This window comes from Campylobacter corcagiensis, from assembly GCF_013201645.1.
Lineage (GTDB): Bacteria > Campylobacterota > Campylobacteria > Campylobacterales > Campylobacteraceae > Campylobacter_B > Campylobacter_B corcagiensis.
Genome location: NZ_CP053842.1, coordinates 128376 through 150777, shown reverse-complemented (window position 1 = coordinate 150777; position 22402 = coordinate 128376). Strand labels below are relative to the sequence as shown.

The 22402-nt window shown below is 33.0% G+C and carries 26 protein-coding genes and 1 tRNA gene; 11 read left to right on the top strand and 16 right to left on the bottom strand.

Annotation, left to right across the window (positions count from 1 at the left end; all coding sequences use genetic code 11):
- Positions 1-58 precede the first annotated feature (58 nt).
- The 5 genes from CCORG_RS00890 to CCORG_RS00870 form a co-directional block, all read right to left on the bottom strand.
- Entirely contained in the window at positions 59-1318 is a 1260-nt protein-coding gene (locus CCORG_RS00890; RefSeq protein WP_025802527.1) for a uracil-xanthine permease family protein, read from the bottom strand.
- 111 nt (positions 1319-1429) lie between these two features.
- Positions 1430-2329, bottom strand: coding sequence for a hypothetical protein (locus CCORG_RS00885; protein ID WP_025802525.1), 900 nt, complete (start codon positions 2327-2329; stop codon positions 1430-1432).
- Complete coding sequence (gene dxr / locus CCORG_RS00880; RefSeq protein WP_025802524.1) at positions 2326-3408, bottom strand: 1-deoxy-D-xylulose-5-phosphate reductoisomerase; 1083 nt, start codon at positions 3406-3408, stop codon at positions 2326-2328. Before dxr ends, CCORG_RS00885 begins: the two co-directional genes overlap by 4 nt.
- 4 nt (positions 3409-3412) lie before the next feature.
- Positions 3413-4165: a phosphatidate cytidylyltransferase gene (locus CCORG_RS00875; protein ID WP_025802523.1), complete on the bottom strand. Its 753-nt coding sequence runs from the start codon at positions 4163-4165 to the stop codon at positions 3413-3415.
- 54 nt (positions 4166-4219) lie between these two features.
- Positions 4220-5536: an NFACT RNA binding domain-containing protein gene (locus CCORG_RS00870; RefSeq protein ID WP_025802522.1), complete on the bottom strand. Its 1317-nt coding sequence runs from the start codon at positions 5534-5536 to the stop codon at positions 4220-4222.
- 66 nt (positions 5537-5602) lie between these two features.
- Between CCORG_RS00870 and leuC the strand changes: the two genes are divergently transcribed.
- Genes leuC through CCORG_RS00855 form a run of 3 tightly spaced genes read left to right on the top strand, consistent with a single transcriptional unit; the run spans position 5603 to position 8460 of the window.
- Positions 5603-6868, top strand: coding sequence for a 3-isopropylmalate dehydratase large subunit (gene leuC, locus CCORG_RS00865; RefSeq protein ID WP_025802520.1), 1266 nt, complete (start codon positions 5603-5605; stop codon positions 6866-6868).
- 27 nt (positions 6869-6895) lie between these two features.
- Positions 6896-7459, top strand: coding sequence for a molybdenum cofactor guanylyltransferase (gene mobA / locus CCORG_RS00860; RefSeq protein ID WP_025802518.1), 564 nt, complete (start codon positions 6896-6898; stop codon positions 7457-7459).
- Positions 7456-8460, top strand: coding sequence for a phospholipase A (locus CCORG_RS00855; RefSeq protein WP_025802516.1), 1005 nt, complete (start codon positions 7456-7458; stop codon positions 8458-8460). Before mobA ends, CCORG_RS00855 begins: the two co-directional genes overlap by 4 nt.
- A 274-nt stretch (positions 8461-8734) precedes the next feature.
- Here the strand turns inward: CCORG_RS00855 and CCORG_RS00850 are convergent, their stop codons facing one another.
- Both CCORG_RS00850 and CCORG_RS00845 read right to left on the bottom strand, forming a co-directional pair.
- Positions 8735-9244, bottom strand: a complete 510-nt coding sequence (locus CCORG_RS00850; protein ID WP_025802514.1) for a type II secretion system protein — start codon at positions 9242-9244, stop codon at positions 8735-8737.
- A 168-nt stretch (positions 9245-9412) separates the two neighbouring features.
- On the bottom strand, positions 9413-10540 hold the full coding sequence (locus CCORG_RS00845; RefSeq protein WP_025802512.1) for a tyrosine-type recombinase/integrase: 1128 nt from the start codon (positions 10538-10540) through the stop codon (positions 9413-9415).
- Between the two features lie 144 nt (positions 10541-10684).
- Here CCORG_RS00845 and CCORG_RS09010 point away from each other — a divergent pair, with 144 nt between their 5' ends.
- Positions 10685-11212 carry a type II secretion system protein gene (locus tag CCORG_RS09010; protein WP_025802506.1) on the top strand — a complete coding sequence of 176 codons (528 nt, stop codon included), beginning with the start codon at positions 10685-10687 and terminating at the stop codon, positions 11210-11212.
- A gap of 60 nt (positions 11213-11272) precedes the next feature.
- Entirely contained in the window at positions 11273-11776 is a 504-nt protein-coding gene (locus CCORG_RS00835) for a hypothetical protein (protein WP_025802508.1), read from the top strand.
- A 115-nt stretch (positions 11777-11891) separates the two neighbouring features.
- Here CCORG_RS00835 and CCORG_RS08900 read toward each other — a convergent pair whose 3' ends face one another.
- Positions 11892-12395 carry a type II secretion system protein gene (locus tag CCORG_RS08900; RefSeq protein WP_025802510.1) on the bottom strand — a complete coding sequence of 168 codons (504 nt, stop codon included), beginning with the start codon at positions 12393-12395 and terminating at the stop codon, positions 11892-11894.
- 113 nt (positions 12396-12508) lie between these two features.
- On the opposite strand from CCORG_RS08900, the gene CCORG_RS00825 reads away from it, so the two are divergent.
- Both CCORG_RS00825 and CCORG_RS00820 read left to right on the top strand, forming a co-directional pair.
- The gene (locus tag CCORG_RS00825) at positions 12509-12745 is read left to right on the top strand and encodes a hypothetical protein (RefSeq protein ID WP_025802504.1); all 237 of its coding nucleotides are present in this window, start codon (positions 12509-12511) and stop codon (positions 12743-12745) included.
- Entirely contained in the window at positions 12735-13154 is a 420-nt protein-coding gene (locus CCORG_RS00820; protein WP_025802502.1) for a type II toxin-antitoxin system VapC family toxin, read from the top strand. The genes CCORG_RS00825 and CCORG_RS00820 overlap by 11 nt, the downstream gene beginning before the upstream one ends.
- 127 nt (positions 13155-13281) lie before the next feature.
- On the opposite strand, the gene CCORG_RS08895 is transcribed toward CCORG_RS00820, so the two are convergent.
- Positions 13282-13845 (bottom strand): type II secretion system protein, encoded by a 564-nt coding sequence (locus CCORG_RS08895; RefSeq protein ID WP_025802500.1) that lies wholly within the window; start codon positions 13843-13845, stop codon positions 13282-13284.
- A gap of 118 nt (positions 13846-13963) precedes the next feature.
- Between CCORG_RS08895 and CCORG_RS00810 the strand changes: the two genes are divergently transcribed.
- The 3 genes from CCORG_RS00810 (at position 13964) to CCORG_RS00800 (ending at position 16272) form a co-directional block, all read left to right on the top strand.
- Positions 13964-14797, top strand: a complete 834-nt coding sequence (locus CCORG_RS00810) for a tetratricopeptide repeat protein (RefSeq protein ID WP_025802498.1) — start codon at positions 13964-13966, stop codon at positions 14795-14797.
- An 84-nt stretch (positions 14798-14881) separates the two neighbouring features.
- Positions 14882-15490 carry a hypothetical protein gene (locus CCORG_RS00805; RefSeq protein WP_025802496.1) on the top strand — a complete coding sequence of 203 codons (609 nt, stop codon included), beginning with the start codon at positions 14882-14884 and terminating at the stop codon, positions 15488-15490.
- Between the two features lie 188 nt (positions 15491-15678).
- Positions 15679-16272, top strand: coding sequence for a MarC family protein (locus CCORG_RS00800; RefSeq protein ID WP_025802494.1), 594 nt, complete (start codon positions 15679-15681; stop codon positions 16270-16272).
- A gap of 99 nt (positions 16273-16371) precedes the next feature.
- Here CCORG_RS00800 and CCORG_RS00795 read toward each other — a convergent pair whose 3' ends face one another.
- The 3 genes from CCORG_RS00795 to CCORG_RS00785 form a co-directional block, all read right to left on the bottom strand.
- Entirely contained in the window at positions 16372-16650 is a 279-nt protein-coding gene (locus tag CCORG_RS00795; RefSeq protein ID WP_051487251.1) for a type II toxin-antitoxin system RelE/ParE family toxin, read from the bottom strand.
- Positions 16644-16847: a hypothetical protein gene (locus CCORG_RS00790; protein ID WP_025802489.1), complete on the bottom strand. Its 204-nt coding sequence runs from the start codon at positions 16845-16847 to the stop codon at positions 16644-16646. Before CCORG_RS00790 ends, CCORG_RS00795 begins: the two co-directional genes overlap by 7 nt.
- A gap of 114 nt (positions 16848-16961) precedes the next feature.
- Positions 16962-17038, bottom strand: a tRNA-Met gene (locus tag CCORG_RS00785).
- A gap of 118 nt (positions 17039-17156) precedes the next feature.
- On the opposite strand from CCORG_RS00785, the gene CCORG_RS00780 reads away from it, so the two are divergent.
- A complete protein-coding gene (locus CCORG_RS00780; RefSeq protein ID WP_025802488.1) occupies positions 17157-17492 on the top strand; it encodes a YnfA family protein in 336 nt (111 codons plus the stop codon).
- 14 nt (positions 17493-17506) lie between these two features.
- Here CCORG_RS00780 and CCORG_RS00775 read toward each other — a convergent pair whose 3' ends face one another.
- The 4 genes from CCORG_RS00775 to carB all read right to left on the bottom strand — a co-directional run bounded on the left by CCORG_RS00775 (position 17507) and on the right by carB (position 22379).
- Entirely contained in the window at positions 17507-17671 is a 165-nt protein-coding gene (locus CCORG_RS00775; protein ID WP_025802486.1) for a DUF1328 family protein, read from the bottom strand.
- 20 nt (positions 17672-17691) lie between these two features.
- A complete protein-coding gene (locus tag CCORG_RS00770; RefSeq protein ID WP_025802484.1) occupies positions 17692-17988 on the bottom strand; it encodes an ElaB/YgaM/YqjD family protein in 297 nt (98 codons plus the stop codon).
- 87 nt (positions 17989-18075) lie between these two features.
- Positions 18076-19062, bottom strand: a complete 987-nt coding sequence (locus CCORG_RS00765) for an argininosuccinate synthase (RefSeq protein ID WP_025802482.1) — start codon at positions 19060-19062, stop codon at positions 18076-18078.
- 113 nt (positions 19063-19175) lie between these two features.
- Positions 19176-22379, bottom strand: coding sequence for a carbamoyl-phosphate synthase large subunit (gene carB, locus CCORG_RS00760; RefSeq protein WP_025802480.1), 3204 nt, complete (start codon positions 22377-22379; stop codon positions 19176-19178).
- Positions 22380-22402 lie beyond the last annotated feature (23 nt).

The following is a 22402-nucleotide window of genomic DNA, read 5'->3' as shown; positions in this document are numbered from 1 at the left end:
GTCATTATATAAAAACATTACCAAATTTCAGCTTATTTTATAAAAAAATAGCTTTTTCCTAATCTTTTGTGGCTTGATTTTTACTCTTTGGTAAAACTAAATTTAAAATCACTCCAACAACTGCACCAAGACCGATTTGACTAAAACTTGCAAAACCAAAGTCAAGCACCATTCCACCAAGAGAAGGCACTAAAATAAGAGCGATTATTACCATATTTCGTGGTTCATCCATATCAACTCTATGTTTTATCAAAGTCTCCATTCCAACACTTGCTATGATACCAAAAAGTAGCACCATTATACCACCTAAAACGCAAGGTGGCACACTTGCTATCAAAGCTCCTAGTTTACCAACAAATGCTAAAAGTATAGCAGTTATTGCCGTCCAAGTCATAATAGCTGGGTTAAAAGCCTTTGTGAGCCTAACTGCTCCTGTTACTTCAGCATATGTTGTACAAGGTGGTCCTGCTAAAAAGGCTGCCACAGTAGTCGCCACGCCATCTGCAAAAAGCGTTTTATGAAGTCCTGGTTTTTTTGTGTAGTCGTAGTTTGTTACATTTGAGATTGCGTAGATATTTCCAATGTGTTCGATTATTGGAGCTATTATGATAGGTATCATAAAAAGTATGGCATCTAGTTCAAATTTAGGCGTAGTGAAATTTGGCACAGCAAACCAAGACGCTGCTTTTACATAGCTAAAGTCTACTATTCCATAAAATAACGAAATTATATACCCAACGCTTAAACCACATAGTATTGGGATGAGTTTTAATGCACCTTTGGCAAAAACAATACACAAAAGCGTTACAAAAAGACTAATGCCAGCAATTATCATCGCATCAGTTGTAGTAAAATTTGGATTTAAAGCTGTATATAAGCTAAGATCAGTTGGCATTGCTGAAGCTACAGCAGTAGGAGCTAAAACAAGCCCAATCGTCATTATCACAGGACCTACGACAATCGGTGGCAAAAATTTATCTATAAAACCAGTACCTTTAAATTTCACAAAAAGCCCAAATAGAGCATAAACAACGCCAGCCACGACTACCCCGCCCATCGCAGCTGCTAAGCCCCATCTGTCTACTGCAAAAGATATAGGAGCTATAAAAGCAAAGCTTGATGCTAAAAATATCGGCGGAATTTTGTTGCGACAAATAAGCTGAAATATCAGAGTTCCAACACCAGCGGTAAATAAAGCGACATTTGTATCAAGCCCACATAAAATCGGCATAAGCACCAAAGCGCCAAATGCAACAAACAAAAACTGAGCACCTAAGAGTGCATCTTTTGGATGAAATTTATACTCGTGTGAGTTCATTTTATACCTTTAAGTAAGAATTCGCGGGAAGATGAAGGTAAAGCTTTGAAAAACCTAAATTTTCCAAAGAATGGATTATACCTGAAATTTCTTTAAAGAAATTTTATAGTGTTAAAAATTTACCTTAAATCTATCCCAAAGATTAAAAATATCAGCTATGACGCTTATGAAGGTTAGTATCGTAATAGAAGTACCAAGCTTTACAAATTTATTCATCTTTTTATCTTGTTTTTCTCGCTCTAGGGTCTGCTTTTTTTGCTCTTCGAAAAGGTTTTTTATATGCTCATTAAAGTCATTTTGGAGTTTGATGTTTTTTATCTCATACTCTCTAGTTTTTACAGCAAATATCTCTTGAAATACTTGCGAAATTTTTTCAAAAGTATTTTTAAAATCAAAATACTCAACGATCATCTTATAAATTTCATATGTTTCATCGCCAATATGACTTTTATAAAGGTTGCATTTTATCTCTTTTAGCCTGAAGTTATGAATTTTAAATGTTAAATCTGAAGCAACCACATCATCAAATTTACCGTCAAGATTTTGAAGATTTTGAAGAAATTCTTGATTTAAGCCCTGATAAGATATAGATAAAATTTGCAAAAACAGAATTTTAAAGACATTTGGCGAATTTAGACCGCTATCAGTACTCATCTGACTAAAGCAGATAAAAGTATTATTATTAAATCCAACCATATAACCGCCTCTATCTCTTTTATACAAATTTGTGATTTTATATATTTTAACCAAATCATTAAATTCAGACTCAGATTTTAAAAAATAGAATTTATTATAAAAATACTCATCGCTATTTTTATCATCATTTATAGCGTAATACTCATCATTAAAAACCACAAATTTATCGGCAAAATCATCACTATAAGTAACTTTTTCTTCTATAAAATAGCAATCAAAATTTCTTTTATAGTTATCATTTGTTTTTAACTCATCTAATTTTTGGATTACCTGGCTATACTTTTCTTTATCTAGTTTTATTATTATAAATTTCATAATTTTATTTTAGAGACAAATTGTCTAACCTTTCTATCAACTTCTAAAACACTTTCTAAGCTACCCAAATTCTCACCACAAAATTTATCCAAAGCTTTTAAAACCATACTCTTAAGTGCTAAAAACTCACACTCTTTAGCTAAAAATTTAGCCACATATATCTCATTTGCTGCATTTATTATAACCCCAAGGCTAGGATTTTTTAAAACCTCATCTTTTAGTGAGAAAATAGGGTATTTTTTAGGGCAAATCTCTTCAAATTTAAGTGGTGGTAAACTAAGAAGATCAAAGTGTGATAAAATTTGAGAATTTAAATTTGGCATAATAGCGTGAGCTATGGCTAGTTTCATATCTGTTTTGCTGATATGAGCAGTTGTTGAACCATCAACAAACTCAATTAAAGCGTGTATTGTTGAACTTCTTTCAATGACTGCATCCACGCTCTTTAAGCCATAGAGCCAGTAAGCTTCTAGTACTTCAAAAAGCTTATTTGCCATAGTAGCACTATCTATTGTTATTTTTGCTCCCATGTCCCAGTTTGGATGCTTTAGTGCATCTTTTGGCGTTGCAGTTTTTAGATCATTAAGCGTAGCATCGCGAAATGCCCCGCCACTTGCTGTTATTATTAGTTTAGAAATATCAGGGCTATCTTTAAGCAAAAACTTAAGCCCAAAATGCTCACTATCTATAGCACAAATTTCACTAGTTTTTAGAAATTTACCACCAACTACAAGGCTTTCTTTATTAGCAAGACAAAGGGTTTTGTTGAGTTTTTGAGTTTTTATGCTAGGCTTTAGTCCAGCAAAGCCAACAAGAGCGTTTATAACCTTTTGGCTTTTAGAATTTTCAAGCATATTTAAAATTCCATCTTCACCAGCAAAAACCTTAACATCACCTTTAACTTTACTTTTTAAATTCTTGCTTCCAACACAGACAAATTTTGGCTTAAACTCAGCTATTTGAGCATTTAAAAGCTCTATGTTTTTATTGCAACTAAGTGCTTCAACGCTAAGATTAAACTGCTTAGCGATGAGCAAGGTATTTTTACCAATACTTCCAGTTGATCCTAAAACAACCATAAATTTACCACGCCACAACCATACTCATCGCAATACTTGCAAATAGATAACTATCAAGTCTATCTAGCATACCGCCATGACCTGGAAATATATCGCCACTATCTTTAACTCCAGCTTTTCGTTTCAAGTAGCTTTCAAACAGATCACCAAAAAAGCTCGCTAAAGCAATAAACATTGTCGATAAAAACGGACAGCCAATAACACCATCTTTTAAAAACAGGCTATAAAAAACTCCAGCTATGAAAAAAGTAGCTACAAAGCCACCTATAACGCCTTCTATTGTTTTGTTTGGAGAAGTTGTTGTAAATGTGTGTGAGCCTAAAAATTTGCCTACAAAGTAAGCTCCAGAGTCCATAACAGCCACTATTACGATTAGATAAACTAAATATATCATGCCAAGTGAGTCATAAATTGCCCACATCACAAGAAGTGGAGCAAAAGGGTAAAGAGTAACTTTTATCGGATCTAAATTTTCGCTATTTTTAAGCACTACAATAGAAGTTGCAAGTAAAAGCGTAAAAATTATAAATTTATAATACCCACTAAACGAACCACATAGTATTGCTGCTACTACAAAAAGAAAACCACCAACGATAGCAAGATCGTTTTCTTTAATTCCGTAAAGCTTAAAAGCTTCAACCATTGCAATAACCAAAGCAACTACAAATATCGCTAAATTTAGAATATAAAAGTCCAGCCACGCAAGCACAAGAAGTGCTGCTATTAAAATTCCTGCTGTTTTAATGCGAGTTTTCATAAAATTCCTCCATTTTGTCAAATTTTGGGTAATTTTATCTAAAAATACTTAAATTTAAGGCTTATCAAGCGTAATCGTATCGTAATTATCATAGTTTACAAAAGCTTTTTGCCTAACCTTAACATTTGAGCGTCTTGTAAAGTCTACAGCGTATTTTCCAGCACCTTTAACGCTAAAATTTATACACACTTTGGCAGCAAATTCTATAACTTCAGGCGTTAAGCTTTGCTTATTTGTTTTAACGATAACATGAGATGATGGGATATCTTTTAGATGAAACCAGAAGTCATTTTTTTTAGAATTTTTTAGTAAGAATTCATTTCCTTTTTCATTTTTTCCAACTGAAATTTTATACTCATTAAAATAAAAATTTTCTACATTATCATGCTCTTTTTCGTATGATTTTTTAGAACTTCTTTTAGGAAGTAAGATTTCAAGTTCATTTATGCTTTTTGCGTGAGTAATTAGCTCTTTTAGTGAGTTATAAAACTCTAGCTTTGAGGTTAGATTCTCAGCTTCTTGTTCAATTCCAGCTGCTTTTTGCTTAAGTTTTTTACTTTCGTTAAAAAGATTTTTAGTATGAATTTTAGGGGGTTCATCAATCTTAAATGAGATACTTTTACCACTAAAATCTTTAAGAGTAAATTCTCTATCAAATTCCTTTAAGGTATGCAAATTTGCAGTTATAATTGTGGCTAAATTTGAGATATTTTTTGACTTTTCTAAAAGCTCATCTTTGCTTTCTAAATTTGATAAATTTAGCTCTAAATTCTCAATCTTTTTAGAAATCTGAGTTAGCTTGCTTATCTTTACAGATTCAAGTTTTTTATCGTTTAAACGCCTAAATTCATCTATAAAAAACTCTTTAAAATCCCCAATCTCAAGAACAGCTTTTTCTTTTATGTCAATAGGCTTAAGCATAGTGTAAATTTCGCCTACTTTTATAGCTCTGTGATCATTTTCATAGTGGCTTAATGCTTCTAAAATAATGCTATCTTCATCAGTTATTATCACATTTGTAAAGCGTCCAGTAAATTCAAAGTATATATTTGTAAAAATCTTTTTATAACTTCCACTTTTGCTAGCCTTTATAAGTAAAATTCTATTTCCTTTCATAACCTCTATTTTTTCAATATCACTAGCGTTAAATCTCTTAGCCAAAACCCCGTCAAATGGAGCTTTATACTCTTTTATAGGAACTAAATTTTCATCTATGTACACGCTTGAATTTGTCTTATCCATATCAAAATTTAGCCTGTAACTCTTACCAAAATCAACTAATAAAACTCTATCATTTACCCGTTTTATAGATGAAATTTTTCTAAACTGCTGTAAAAAACTACCGATTTGAGTTAAAATTTTATATTTCATGACCTAATTATAGTGAAATTTAGTAAGATTTGGGTAAAATAACATCATTTTGTAAAAAGGTAAAGTATGAAGCAAACAATTACTGAAAAAATTTTTAGTGACCACATTGGACGGGCTGTAAAAGCTGGAGAGATAGTGGATTCTAAAATTGATATGGTTATAGGAAATGACATAACAACGCCAATTTCAATAAAAGCTTTTAGAGAAAGTGGGGCAAAAAAATTAGCTAATCCTGATGGATTTGCCATTGTTATGGATCACTACATTCCTGCAAAAGATATATTAAGTGCAAATCAAGCAAAAATTTCAAGAGATTTCGCATACGAACATGACTTAAAAAACTATTTTGATGAAAAAGATATGGGAATTGAACACGCACTTTTGCCTGAAAAAGGGCTAGTTATTCCAGGAGATGTGATAATAGGAGCTGACTCGCACACCTGTACTCATGGGGCTTTGGGGGCTTTTGCAACTGGTATGGGAAGTACTGATTTAGCATATGCCATGATAACTGGAAAAAACTGGTTTAAAGTTCCTGAGAGTATCAAGGTCGTTTTTAAAGGAAAACCAGGTGAGCATATTTATGGAAAAGATTTGATTTTGGAAGTTATTAGGCAAATAGGCGTTGATGGGGCGTTATATAAAGCACTTGAATTTACAGGAGAAAGCATTGAGTTTTTAGATATGGACTCAAGATTTAGCCTTTGTAATATGGCAATAGAAGCTGGTGGAAAAAGCGGAATAACCGCAGCTGATGAGATCACAAAAGAGTTTTTAGCTAGTAAAAATTTAAGAGATACACCAAAATATTTTTACTCAGATGATGGGGCAACTTACTCACAAATTTTAGAAATTGATGCTTCAAAGCTTGACCCAGTTATCGCATATCCATTTTTACCAAGTAATGGTAAAAGTGTTAGAGAAGCAGTTAAAGATGACATCGCGATAGACCAAGCCTTTATAGGAAGTTGCACAAATGGAAGACTGAGTGATTTAAGAATAGCGGCAAATATCTTAAAAGGTAAAAAAGTAGCTCGTAAAACCCGCCTTATCATAACTCCTGCAACGCAAAAAATCGCCCTTGCTGCACAAAAAGAGGGTTTAATGGATATATTTGCTGATGCTGGTGCGGTTGTGAGTAACCCAACTTGTGGGGCTTGCCTTGGCGGATATATGGGGATTTTAGGAGCAGGAGAAAGATGCATCTCAACAACAAACAGAAACTTTGTTGGTAGAATGGGCGATAGAAGTAGTGAAGTTTATCTTGCAAACTCAGCCGTTGCAGCAGCTTCTGCAATAACTGGTAAAATCACTGATCCACGGGATTTGTAAGCCTTTGCGTAAAATAAAAGGTAAAATTTGAGCAACAAACTACAAGTAACAGCAGTTATCCTAGCGGGTGGCAAAAGCTCTAGAATGGGCAAAGATAAGACATTGCTACCATTTGGCGGATATCCTACACTTACACACTTTTGCTATGCTAGATTTAGCGAAATTTTTAAAAGTGTGTATGTTAGCTCTAAAGAGCAAAAGTTCGTGCCAAATTTACCACTTATCAAAGATGATTTTGATAGCTTTTCGCCGATGGGGGCTTTGGCTGTAATTCTTGAAAAATTTAATGATGAATTTATCTTTATAAATCCAGCTGATATGCCCTTTACTAGCCAAAATGTCATAAAAACTCTATATGAGAATTTAAACGAAGTTAAAATTTGCGTGGCAAAAGATAAGGAATTTACACATAGTTTATGTGGCTTTTATCACAGCTCATTAGCTTTAAAAGCAAAAGAACTTTACGAAAAAGGCGAGCATAAAATAGGGCTTTTGTTTAAGGAAGCAAATTTTAAAAGCATAGAATTTGATGAAAAATTTTACAATATCAACTACCCAAATGAGTATGAAAATTTAAAGGAGAGAGTATGAAGAAGATATCTGTTTTGTCGCTAGTTTGTGCTAGTTTTTTGATGGCAAATAATAGCGAAATTTACCAAAAAGCCTTAGAGTATGAAGCAAAGGGGGATTATAAATCCGCAATGCTTGAGTATAAAAAACTAGCCACAAAAGTTGTAGTTCCGCAAAATACAATAGCAAAAGATGAGTCATTTTTTGATGCATCTAGTCAAAATACAGAGCCAACTAGCACGCAAAACGCACAAACTCTATACACTAAAGATACAAAATCTTCTAGCAAAAAGTCACTTTATCCAAAGGCAAAAGAAGAAAATCCACAATGGCTTTATATGTATGAACCAACATATATCGGATGGGCATACGACTTTAATGACAAAGATGGCAGAAATGGAAAAGGTAGAAAAAACGACGAACTTAAATTTCAACTCAGTTTTCAAAAGCCTTTATTTGATGATCTTATCGGTCTTGATGAGACTTGGAGTATCGCTTATACGCAAACATCATTTTGGCAGATTAGAGAAGACTCAGCTCCATTTAGGACTAGTAGCTATCAGCCTGAACTTTTTGTCACTATTCCAACAGAGGGATTTTTTGACTATGTAAGATTTGGATTTAACCACGAGTCAAACGGCAAAGATGGCATGGAGTCAAGGTCGTGGAACAGAGTCTATGCAAGCACTACTTTTGATATAAACGATTTTCGTATAACTCCACGAATTTGGCACTCATTTACATTTGATAAAGACAACGAAGATATTAGACAATACATGGGTTATGGAGATGTGAAATTTGCATATGATATCGGTCGTCATCATCTAACAGCTATGTGGAGAAATAACTTAAGATTTGATAGCAATAACCGCGGGGCTTTAGAGCTTAACTACTACTTTCCACTATTTAACACAGGTCTTCATGGCTTTTTACAGTACTTTACAGGGTATGGAGAGAGCTTAGATGATTATAATAAACATGTAGATAAGATTATGCTGGGCATTGCTTTTTATCAAGAGTAGGTGATTTAGGCTTTGAGCCTAAATCATAAAATTTAAAATCCAGCATTAACATAGCTAGTTTTTAAATAAACACTAAATTTATATATAGAATTTACCATAGAAAGTATTTCATATAAAATTTAAAAGCAAAGTTTTAAGTTTATAATCTTAAATGACTGTATTTTGAATGATTAGTTTTAAATCTGAAAATAGAAAATTATTTTGAAAAGATAGTAGAATTTAAAAAAGCCCTAGAGCAAAACCCTAGGGCTTAAAGATGCGTTTTGTTTAAAGATTAAAACTTAACGCCAACACCACTTATAGCAACTTCACCTTCATCACTTTCAGTATCTGTGTATTTTTGAGTTGTAGCATCGTACTTAGGATATGTATATTTTCCTTTTAAAATAGCATCTATTGCAGCTAAATCATATACTTTTTTACAAATTTTCTCACCACTATCATCACCTTGAGTAACTTTTAGAGTAGCTGGTTTTTTTGTAGTCTCATCATAATCTGTTGCTTTAAAATGTATGCAAGCTTTTCCAGCTGTCATTAAATCACCCTCTAGACCACTTACACCAGCAAGTTGAACATTTGTCATTTTTGAAATTTCATCTGCAAGTTCGCCTTGTGAAGTATAGTATGCACCTAGGTCACTTATGATAGTTGTCATATTTGTTCCAACTTTTACAATCTCTGCATCATCTCTTGTAGCTGCTAGTCTTGGGATAGCAACTGCTGCTAAAATACCTAAAATTACGATCACGAAGATCAACTCGATCATAGTAAAACCTCTTTTCATGGTTTTCTCCTTATTTTAAATTTCACTTTACATACCCTTATGTAAAATGTTGATATGATTGTAGTCCAAGTAGGCTTAAAAAATACTGAAATTTTATACAAATTTTTGATATTCTTACTTTTATAACTGTTGTCATTTAAATGTAACTTTTTCCTACTTAAATTTAGCTTACAACGCAAATTTAAAGGCTTTGTTTATAAGCTTAAGGTCATTTTTTGAGTTTATGTGATGAGCGTATGTTTTATGAATTTGTGAAAGTCCGCTGTGACCTAGCGTTTGCGCGATAAGAGTTTGGGGTGTGTTTTGTTGTATAAGAAGTGATGTATAGGTATGACGAGTGATATGAAGTCCGCATTTTGGAAGATTTAGTAACTTTAGGAGTTTTTGAAATTCATAATAAATACAGAAGTAATCTTTAGTAAAAAGTGGTATTTGAGAAAAAGAAGAGTTAAAATTTATATCATTAGAGTTTTGGTTGCTATTTTTACAAAATTCTTGATTTTCAAAATTTCTAAATATCTCTACAAGATATGATTTTAACTTTTGTGGGAGCAATACCTGCCTAGATTTTGCATTTTTAGGCGTAGTAAGCTCAAAGCGAGTTTGGTTTTTGCTAATAAAAAGTATGTTGTTATCAAGATCGAAGTCGCTTTTTGTAAGAGCTAAAATCTCACCGCTTCTAAGACCAGTAAAAAATGCTATGTATAAAAAGCTCTTTAGTTCGCCTGTGGCGGTCAAAAGTAGCTTATTTATCTCTTTTTGGGTAAAAATGTGATGAGTTTTTGGTAGTATTTTAGGAAATTTAAGGGCTAAAAAGGGGTCATTTTTCACTAAATTTTTAGCTTTTGCTAATTTAAAAGCATGTCTTGGATAGACAAATAAAGTACGAATAGTTCTAGGTGATAGGTTGGCACTTTTCATTCTATAAATAGCATCTTGGAAGTCTTTTGTGGTGTAGGTATGGATAGCCTTGTTTTGGCAAAAATCAAAAAAGCGTTTGGTAAAACTTCTTGCATTTATTTTAGTGGATAGCTTGGTAGTGGGCAGAGAATTTATGGCTTTGGTGGTTAGGTTAAAAAGAAAATTTGGTGTTGATTGAGAGTGGTGCTTAAAGACGCTAGGTTTGGTTTGTATATGCTCTTTAGTGGCCTTAAGTTTAGTAAATATAGGAAGCAAGGTTTTAGTAGCGTAAGCTATGTTTTTAGGGGTGTAGGTAAGGTTTAGAGATCTTTTAGTAAGTTTTGATTTTAGATAGAACTGAAGGTAAATTTTGCCTTTGTGGTTGATAAGTTTCATTTGTGTCCTTTGGTGATAAATTTTCTGAATTTTACTAGTGTAAATTTAAAGATTTGCAAAATTGTACAAATCATTTTCACAAAAGATAAATTCTAAAATTTACATAAGGGTATGTAAAGTGAAATTTAAAATAAGGAGAAAACCATGAAAAAAGGTTTTACTATGATCGAGTTGATCTTCGTGATCGTAATTTTAGGTATTTTAGCAGCAGTTGCTATTCCGAGACTAGCAGCTACAAGAGATGATGCAGAAATAACAAAAACTATCTCAAACGCTTCATTTGCTATTAGAGATTTTACAGGTTATTACACAGCACAGGGTGATTTTAATGCAACAGCAGCAAATATGACAAATGTTCAGTTAGTTACTGAAGCAGACAAACCACAAGAAACTAGTGCTACTGCTGGAAAAATGACTGCAGATGATAGTGAGCCAGCAGTATTTGTACCATTTAAAGGTCAGCCTTGCATAGGTATTAAATTTTTAGCGACTGAAGCAGCTATGGTGATAGTTGATAACTCAGGTAGTTTAAGTGGCTCAAGTAAAACTGCTTGCGCATCAGTTGCAAAAGCTCCTGGTATAGATGCTCTAATCAAGTCTAAGTTTACAGCCGTAGATGGATCAGCTAAAACTGGCGTAAGAGTTGGCGGAACATCTAATATAAAATATTAATTTTAAAGCCCCATTTTGGGGCTTTAAATTCTGCTAATACATTCAAAAAGGGAAATAAAAATGAAATTTTGGCTACATAAAATAAATCCAAGTCAAAGCAATGAAACAAATTGTTTTAACCTTTTAATAAAGCTAAATTTATTAGCTACTGGATATAGTGATATGGCTAAAAGTTTTATTTACGATCCAAATAACAAACTTCAAAGCGTAAAAGAAGCACTAGATAAAGAGTGCCCTGGCTGGAATTACAACTATGTAACTGAAAACAATGTGATAAATTTTGTCTATGAAATTAAGAAAAATGACATTATAGTGATTCCACTAACGCAAGAATTTGATAATGAAATTTATATCTGTCAAATAATTTCAAATAAAGTTATAAATGTCCAAAATGGTGAAATCCCACAAATCGCTAGCGATATAGGATTTTTACATTTGGTTAAATTTATAAAGAATATAAAATTTAATCAAGCTAGCCAGAAACTACAAGCTCTTATAGAAAATAACAAAAGAAAGAATACAACTATAGAAATTAATGATTTAGACATCATCAAAACAATTTAGATTTCAGTTTTTAGTAAAATCGTTTTATTTCTTGTTATATTAACTATCTAAGCAGAATACTTTAAAAAATTTAAAGCCTCAGCGAGTGCTAAGGCTTTAATATTTAAGATAATAATTATCTAACTACTGGAACACCACTTACGATGATACCATTTACTGTTGTGCTTGCACCAGTTACGCTATCTACATAAGTGCCAGTAGCACCAGTTAATCTTGTAAATCCAGGGTCTGCTTGTATTTTACCACATAGACCAGCTGTGTTTGTACCATTTGCTACTGTTATTAGAGCTGGAACTGGACCACTAGTACCAGCTACGCCAGGTGCATCTGGAGTTAATGTAACACTAATGCAAGGCTGACCACCAGCATTGATAGCAGACGTTAAACCAGTTGTATTAACCAAAGGAACATTTGTCATATCACTTAGATTTGGAGCAAATTGTCCTTGAGAAGTGTAATATGCACCAACATCTGATACCAAAGTGTTAATGTTATTTAATGCTTTTGAAATTTCAGCATCATCTCTTGTAGCTGCTAGTCTCGGAATAGCAACTGCTGCTAAAATACCTAAAATTACGATCACGAAGATCAACTCGATCATAGTAAAACCTCTTTTCATGGTTTTCTCCTTATTTTAAATTTCACTTTACATACCCTTATGTAAAAATCACTCAAATTTAGCTGTAAATTTCAACAAACTTTGATATAATAAACTTTAAAAAAGGAGATAAAATGCAAGCTATGACAAAATTTTCATTTGAATTGCCAAGCGATGAAAAAGATCTCATCGATATAGCAAATTTACTTTTAGAAAAAGCCAAAAAATTCAAAACTTTATCTAACGATAGCCTAACAAGTAAAAAGATAGCCAATAGATTAGAATTTGCAAAAAAACACAGGCATAAGATATCAGGTAGCGGTGATGAGTGCGAATATGGTTTATATTTAGAAGAAAAATATGGAAAATAAAAAGCTATTTTTAGATACAAATATCTTACTTGATGAGCTTTTTGAAGATAGAGTTTTTAGCAAAGCAACAGCAAAAAAGATAGATGGTTTTATAAAAGATGGATATACTTTTGTCTTAAATGCTCTTAGTTTAAATACTATTTGGTATATCGGAGCTAAAAAAGATAGGTTAAAAACACTAGAGTTTATAAAAGATTTTTTTAAAACTGATCTTTTTGAAGTTTATGAGATAAAAAATAGAGATATTGTAGAAATAATTAGCATAATTGACAAAAACCCAAAAGCTGATTTTGAAGACTTGCAACAATACATTTGTGCTAAAAACAGCAACTCAATCGCAATAATAACAAATGATAAAAACTTTCCAAAAATTGACCTACCGCTTATAAGAACTGAAAATTTTGATTAGTTTGATGTTTATATTCTATAGAAAGACTACAATATATTAATAATGTTTGAATGTTTATAAATAGCAGAATTTAAAAAAGCCCTAAGGTTTGAACTTAGGGCTAAAAAATAAGCTTTTTGTATACTTATTAAACTACTGATAAACCAGTTAAAGGAAAGCCAGATATGTTAGTTGCGGGTTCCCATTTAGTACAAGAAGTCTTACCTTCTTTTGTTTCTACTGTTTTGCATTTTTGAGCATCAAACTTTGCAGATACCATTTTTACTATTTGTGGGTTTGCTTGAGCAGCTTTACAACCATTTTTAGTAACTTTTTTTGCCGCTGCAATAGTTATAATATCTGTATTAAGATCACCCACTTTTATATTAGTAGTAGGTCTAGGGGTTACAGTCACTGTAAAGCAATCTTCACCAGATACTCTCATATTTCCGGTTGCAGCTTCACCTTTTGATAAATCTCCCGTTGCTTCTGTTAAAGCAACGTTAGTCATTTTATCTAAATCTTTTGCAAATGTTCCCTGAGAAGTATAGTATGAACTAATATCTGAAATTATAGTGCTAACATTTGTAGCTGCTTTACTGACTTCAGCATCATCTCTTGTAGCTGCTAGTCTTGGGATAGCAACTGCTGATAATATACCTAAAATTACGATCACGAAGATCAACTCGATCATAGTAAAACCTTTTTTCATGGTTTTCTCCTTATTTTAAATTTCACTTTACATACCCTTATGTAAATTTTAGAAATCCAAACATCTAAAATTTACACCTTTTGGCTATAATTTTGAAATTTTGTATCAAAGGAAACTGATGAAAAAACTAATCACCTTGCTATTTATGAGTCTAAATTTAGCCCTAGCTAATCCTATACAAGAAGCACAAAAAGCTCTAGAAGTTGGAGATACTCAAACAGCGATATCAAAACTAACCAAAGAGTGTGAGAAAAAAACCAAAAACCTAGCAGCTTGTCATAACCTAGGTCTTATATATCTAAATGGCTATGGCAAATACTCAAATTTAGCTGAAGCACTAAGGCTTTTTACACTTTCATGTGGTGGCAAGACATATCAAAGTTGTCAAAGTTTAGGGGTGATGTATGAAAACGGTATTGGTGTGGCAAAAGATCTATTTATGGCGTTTGACTACTATGAAAAGTCTTGCGATAAGAGCTTTTGGCAAGGTTGTGTAGATTTAGCTTATATGTATGAAAATGGTATGGGTACAAGGCAGGATTTTACAAAAGCAAAAGAGCTGTATGAAAAAGCTTGTAAAAACAAAGAGTACTCAGCTTGTGTAAATTTAGGTTTAATTTATCAAAACGCAAAAGGAGTAAAAAAAGATCTTAAAAAAGCTGAAGAGTTTTTTAAAATGGCTTGCGATAATAAAAATGCCACCTCTTGCCACAATCTTTCAGTGCTTTACCTTAATGAACATAACCAAACAGGGCTTTTGGATAGTCTTGCTAAATCTTGTGAGTATGGCATGGTTCAAAACTGCTTAGAACTTGGTGTAGCTTACACAAGCGGTACAAATGTAGAACAAAATCTTACAAAAGCTAAAGAATTCTTTGGTAAGGCGTGCGATTTAAGAGACTTAAAAGGTTGTGATAGCTATAAAATACTAAACGAAGCTGGGTTTAAGTAAGATTTTTATATTTAATTTTAATATTATTAACAAAGAGTTACTTTAAAGTTGTAAAATTTTACAAATTTTATTAAGGAGGCTTGTATGAAAAAGCTTATTTATAGTTTAGTTGCCGTGTTGGCTCTGTCTTTTTTAGTAGGTTGTTCAGATAATTCATCTAAAAATGACGATACAAACAGGGCTGTTAATGAAATGAAACAAGATGCAAAAGAGATTAAAGAAGATGTTGTAAAAGCAACAAAAGATGCAGCTCAGGCTACAAAAGAGGCTACTAAAAAAGCAGCCGATAAAGTAAGTGAAGCAGCAGACAAAGCAGCTGATAAAGCTCGTGAGGTTGGTTCTGATATCAAAGAAAGCTCAAAAGATGCTTATGAGAAAACAAAAGAAGGCACTGCTAATATAGTAGAAGATGTTAAAGAAAGCTCTAAAGAAGCTTACGAAAAAACTAAAGATAAAATAAACGAAGCTACAAAAGATGCTGATGATAAAGCCGCTAAAGTTGGTTCTGATATCAAAGAAAGTTCCAAAGAGGCTTATGAGAAAACAAAAGAAGGTGCTGCTAACTTAGCAGATGATATCAAAGATGGTAGCAAAGAAGCAGCTCAAAATATAAAAGAAGGTGCATCTAAAGCCGCTAAAGCTATAGAAGATAACGCTACAAAAGCTAAAGAAAATATAGAAGAATCTAAATAATAGTAGCAAAATACTCTAAGGTGGCTAAAAGTCACCTTTATAACAATAAAACTAATATTTTTAAAAACAGTTTAAAATTTCTTATAAATTTCACTGATAAAATAACCATAAAAACCATATTAAATTTCTAAGTAGACTATAAATCTCATAAATTTGGTATAATTTTGATATTTGATTTAGGAGATAATATGGAGTTTTTCATATCCACATACGCAAAGATGTTTTTTCTAATGACACCATTTTTTGTACTTTCTGTTTTTATGAGTGTGATAGAAACAGCAGATGATAAAACAGCAAAATCCCTAGCCTTAAGAGTTACTCTTTCAATAGTTGCAATAACTCTTGTGATACTTTTCTTTGGTAAACATATATTTAGCCTTTTTGGTATAACTATTGATGCCTTTAAAATAGGTGCTGGAGCGATACTTTTTCTAACAGCAGTTAGTTTAGTAAATGGTGGCAAAAACGATATCAAAAGTAGCCCTGAAACCCTTATGGAACTAGCCGTTGTGCCACTTGCCATACCTATAACAATTGGTCCAGGAACTATTGGAATGCTTTTAGTTTTTGGTATCACTTATGAAAAAATGGCTCTTTTTATAGTGAGTCTTGCCTTGGTATTTGCTGTTTTGACTATCGGAGCGATGTTATACTCATCAAACTACATCAAAAAATTCATTGGTCGTCAAGGGCTTTTAGTGATGTCAAAGATAACAGGACTTATCTTAGCAGGACTATCAGCTCAACTAGTATTTGAAGGCGTCAAAGCGATGATGAGTTGAAAATTTATAGTAATCTTTAGGATTTTGAGTATATAAATCTTAGCTTTAAGATTTTAAATTCAACACAATTAGAATTTGAAAATTAAGTTAATTGTGTTCTTAAGGTTTCCACTGGTTGGCTTTGTAAATTCCTAAAATAAGTAAATCGCCATTAGTTTCTATTGAGTATGGTATTACAAAGCCTTTGTAAATTAAGTCTCTTTTTGTTTCATCATCAAATTTTATACTTTTGCGATATGCCTTAGGGTGGTTCGGTAGTTCTCTAAGCTCATCAAAAAGTCCGTCTGTAAACTCTTTGGCATTAGTGGGGCTTTGCTCTTTTATGTAGTCGTGTATCGTTTTTAGCTCATATTCAAAACGATTATTAAAAACTACCACAATAGGGCTCTTTTCTCTAGTTCTTGAAGTGTGATTGTATCTAGTTCACCATTTCTATAAGCTTCTATGTCTTTTAAAATACTTTCTTTTATTGGGTCGCTTGTTTTGCTTAGTGTAACCTTATCTTTTACTTCTTTAATAAGATCTAAAATTTGGTTGATTACTTCGCTATCGCCTTTGATTATTAGTGTAGTCATTTTTTAACCTTTGTGTAAATCTTTAATTTTATTTTAGCTAAGTGAAGTTAAATTCTAGCTTTAAATTATTTTAGTTAAAAATTTTGCAAATGTAAAAGTTTAAGAATTTGTTCGTGGTGTCAAGAGGGAGACTTGAACTCCCGACCTCCGGCTTATGAGACCAGCGCTCTAACCAGCTGAGCTACCTTGACATAAAGGCTGAATTATAGCGTAAGTTTTCTTATAAATTTATAAAATTTTGAACTTTTATTAAATTAAAACTCTTTTTAATATATTTGATTATAATTATCAAAAATTTAAAGGTCAGATGTGTTTGTAGAAATTTTTTACTATATAGTTGCAGCATTTTTTGAAATACTAGGATGCTATCTTTTTTGGATAGTTTTCAGACATGACAAAAGCTCATTATACCTTGGTCTTGGCATTTTATCGCTGATGATTTTTGCGTTTATTTTGACCCGTGTTGAGAGTGAATTTGCAGGTAGAGCGTACGCTGCTTACGGTGGTATTTATATATTAAGCTCACTTCTTTGGTTATTTTTTATAGAAAAAACAAATGTCACAAAATTTGATTTAATCGGTGCATCTTTTTGTCTGTTTGGAGCGTCTTTGATAATATTCTCAGCTCTTAAAAAGCTATCATAAGCCTAGGAAAATTCCTAGACCTTTTTTATAATACTCATAATAATAGAAGCAACAAGTAAAACTAAGAATATGTAAAATATTATCCTAGCTCCAGAAGCTGCTGCTCCAGCGATACCGCCAAAGCCTAAAACTCCAGCTACCAAAGATAATACAACCAAAATTATAACCCATCTTAGCACATCTTATCCTTTGCTTTTATCTATTTTCTTAATAACCAACCAAGCACAAAGCCTACAGCCAGAGTTATTCCTACGCTTTTAAAAGGCTCATCTTTTATATTTTTCTCCACATAATGAACACCGTCCTTGCCCTTTTCTTTAAGTTCATCTAGTGTTTTTTGGAGTTCATCAAGGGAAATTTGATCTGTGATTTTCTCTTTTCCACTATCAATAGCTTGCTTACCATAGCTTTTCATAGAATTTACTAAATCTTTCATCTCACCTTTTAAAGAGTCAAGCTCTTTTTTCATAGCATCCATACTATCTTGTGCAGCCATTTTAAATCCTTTTTTTAAAATTTAGATAGCTTAAACCATCTATGGATATCATTATATACTCATCTTGGTAAATACTAGTAAATAAGACTATCCAACGAAGTATTTTTTAGCTTCATCTTTGCTTTCAAATGGAGTAGAATTAATCAAATTCTTATCAACTGAAATTTCATAAATTTCACCTTTTTGCGTTCTAGCGTATGTTAAAACAAGCTTTGCGGCTAAATTTATATCATCACTAGCTGCTTCTTTGCTTATCAAAGCATAGGGTCCAGTAACGCCCTTTGGCAGTGAGATTTCAAAGAATTTAGGGTTTTTTATAGATTCTAACTTATTATTGTCGTTTAAATCTCTTCCGATGATAAGTTTTGCTCCGCTAGGAAGTCTTAAATGGCGTCCAAATTTTAAAATCTCTGTATCTTTTGGAATATCAAGACCTTCAAATTCTAAAGCATCTTTTAGCTTCCCACTAAAACTTTCAAGAGTTAGTAAACACCCGCCACCTGGACTTTCATAATCGCTAAATCCAAACTCTTTTGCCATATTTAACTGCCTTTGTCTTCCTCTTCCTGAGATATCAAGAAGTTTTTCTCTATCAACCCAGCCATTTATCTCAGGCGTTGTAGGCTTTAACAACTTAGCACTTAAAGGGCGAAGGATTAAGTTGTTTTCATCTCCTGTTAGACTTAGGACGCTATTTAGTGCATCTTTTCGCTGGCTCATCGGACGTTGGGCTAAAACTTCGCCTGTGATGATGAAACTTGCATTTTCGCTTTTTAGCATACTTAAAGCTGTCTTAAACATATATCCATGACAATCAATACATGGATTAAAATGCTTACCATAGCCAAATTTAGGATTTAAAAGCACATCTTGTAAGTAAGGATTTTTTATATCCACTACTTTAAAATCCGCCCCTGCTTCGTTTGCTCTTGATTTTAGAATTTCACTTCTATCTTCACGCCCACCAAAACCTATATCCATATGAAGTGCGGTGATATCTATGTTTTGAAGCCTTAAAAGCTTGATGGCAAGCATGCTGTCAAGTCCACCGCTAAATAGTGCTAATGCTCTCAATTTCATACCTTTTAATTTTTAAGGAGTGATGATATCAAAATTTGATAAATTTTATTTGAATTTAAAAGCTAATTTATGCTGAAATTTATCAGGGCAGCAACTTCTGCCGCCCTTTAAGATAAATACTCTTGAAGTGGCTTTACTTCTAAAGCATCTTTTACTACCTCTATCGATGTAGAAGCTACAAGAGCTGCTTTTATAGTTGTGTAGTATGGAAGCTTAAAGCGAAGTACGAGCTGCCTTATGGTGGCTGCATCGCTTGTGCTTGATTTGTTATCGCTTGTATTTATAACCAAAGCTATATCTTTGTTTTTAAGCCTGTCTTCGATATTTGGGCGTCCTTCGCTTATTTTGTAGACCATTTTACAATTAACACCATTTTGACTTAAAAATTTATAAGTTCCACTAGTTGCTAAAATTTCAAAGCCAAGCTTTTCAAAATTCTTAGCAACTTCTACGCCTTTTTCTTTATCATCATCAGCTAAACTTATAAAAACTACACCGCTTGTTGGAAGTGCATTTCCAGCTGCTATTTGGCTTTTAACAAAGCTTTTTGTATAACTATCGCTTATGCCCATAACTTCGCCAGTTGATTTCATCTCAGGTCCTAAAATAACATCCGCTCCAGCAAGTTTATTAAATGGAAAAACACTCTCTTTAATGGCAACTTGACCTCTTAAATTTGGCTTATAAATGCCGTTTTCTTCATAAACGACTGCATATTTATCATAGTAAGCTAAAGCCTCTTTAAGACCGCCTTGCCACATGACTCTTGTGGCAACTTTTGCCATGGCTATGCCTATTGCTTTGCTTACAAATGGCACTGTTCTGCTTGCTCTAGGATTTACTTCTATCATATAAATTTTACCATCGTGAACAGCAAACTGGATGTTTAAAAGTCCAACAACGCCTAAATTTATAGCGATATCTTTTGTGTAGGAGTAAATTTCATCGATTATCTCTTTGCTAAGGCTAAATGGAGGCATCATGCTAACGCTATCACCTGAGTGAATTCCAGCTTCTTCTACATGCTCTAAAATCGCACCTACAAAGACCTCTTTGCCATCACTTATAGCATCTACATCAACCTCAACAGCATCTTGTAAAAATTTATCAAGAAGTACAGGAGAGTGGTGACTTACGCTAACTGCTTCGTCCATATACTCTCTTAATTCACTCTCATTTGCTACTTTTTTCATAGCTCTTCCACCTAAAACATAGCTTGGGCGAACTAAGACTGGATAACCTATTTCCCTAGCTTTAATGACTGCTTCTTCTTTGCTTGTAGCAGTAGAATTTTTAGGTTGAGTTATGCCTAAATTTCTAATAAATTCGCTAAATTTCTTTCTATCTTCAGCCAAATCAATAACTCGTGGGCTTGTGCCTATTATCTTAGCCCCAATAACACTTAAACTTTTAGAGAATTTAAGTGGAGTTTGTCCACCAAAATGAACTATAACGCCATCTGGTTTTTCTCTGTCAATAACTGCTCTTAATCTTTCAAAGTCAATTGGTTCAAAATATAAAATATCGCTCGTATCATAATCCGTACTTACAGTTTCAGGGTTGCAATTATACATTATCGTCGTAACGCCTAGCTCTTTTAGTGCATAACTTGCGTGAACACAACAGTAATCAAACTCGATTCCTTGACCTATTCTATTTGGTCCACCACCTATTATTAGTACTTTTTTGTCTGATTTAACTACTGGTTCATCTTCAACGCCAAAACTTGAATATAGATAGTTTGCACCCTCTTTTGTAGGTACTTTTTTATAGTTTTGTTTGATATCAAAGAGCTTTCTAGCATAATATATGTCGTTTTTAGTTAAATTTAAAGAGTCTTTTTCGTTTATGATTTTAGCTAGCATAGCATCACTAAAGCCTATAAGCTTTGCTTGTTTCAACTTAGCTTTGTCATTTAATATATCCATATCAACGCTTTTTTCAAACTCAACCAAATCCATAAATTCTTGTAAGAAAAATTTATTTATCTTTGTATACTCATGGACCTCATCTATGCTCATGCCATCTCTTAGGGCTTGAACTGTGTAGAGAATTCTTTTATGATTTGCGTGTCTTAGGTTGTATATTAACTCATCTTTATTTTTATAACTTATTTTGTTAAATCCTGATAGTCCCTCTTCAAGGCTACAAAGTGCTTTTTGAAAACACTCTTTGAAATTTGCACCTATACTCATAACCTCGCCAACTGACTTCATAGCTGTTCCTAACCTTGTGCTTGCTCCTGGAAATTTCTCAAAAGCAAATTTTGGCACTTTTGCTACTATATAATCAACATTTGGCTCAAAATCCATACCTATCTCTTCTAAACTAAAACCAGCAGCAAGCATAGTTGATACTTTAGCTATTGGGTATCCTGTTGCTTTGCTAGCAAGAGCTGAACTTCTTGAAACCCTCGGATTCATCTCTATAACAATAAGTCTTTTATTTTCTCTATTATATGCAAATTGGATGTTACTTCCACCGCTATTTATACCAACTTCTTCAACGATTTTAAAGCTTTGTTCTTTCATCCTTGAAAAGGTCTCATCATCCATTGTAAGCTGTGGTGCTACTGTAATGCTATCACCTGTATGAACGCCCATTGGATCAATGTTTTCTATAGAACAAACAAGAATTGATTTACCTGTTCTATCTCTTATAACCTCCATTTCAAACTCTTCCCAACCAAGAAGGCTCTCTTCTATTAAAATTTCACTTATTGGGCTGATATCAAGACCACTACTTGCTATTGCTTTAAACTCATCAATATTATAAGCTACCCCGCTTCCTGCCCCGCCTAGTGTATAACTAGCTCTTATAATGAGTGGAAAACCTATTTCATCAGCTGCTTTTAAAGCTTCATCCATATCATAAGCATAGGTTGAGCGTGGCATATCCATGCCGATTTTAAGCATTGCCTCTTTAAAAGCTATCCTATCTTCGCCTTTTGTTATAACTTCAGGTGTTGCACCAATGAATTTGATATCTTTTGCTTCACCACTATTATATACATCCATAGCAGCATTTAGCGCAACTTGACCACCCATAGTTGGCAAAATCGCCTCTACGCCTTCAGCTTTAATGATACGAATAATACTATCTTTTGTAATGGGTTCAATATATGTTCTATCAGCAAAATCAGCATCTGTCATGATAGTAGCTGGATTTGAGTTTATAAGCACAACTCTATATCCAAGAGCTTTTAATGTTTTAATTGCTTGAGTACCACTATAATCAAACTCACATGCTTGACCTATCACAATAGGACCACTTCCTATAACCAAAACTGTCTTAAAGTCATCTCTTTTCATACTACTATCCTTTCTTATTTTTA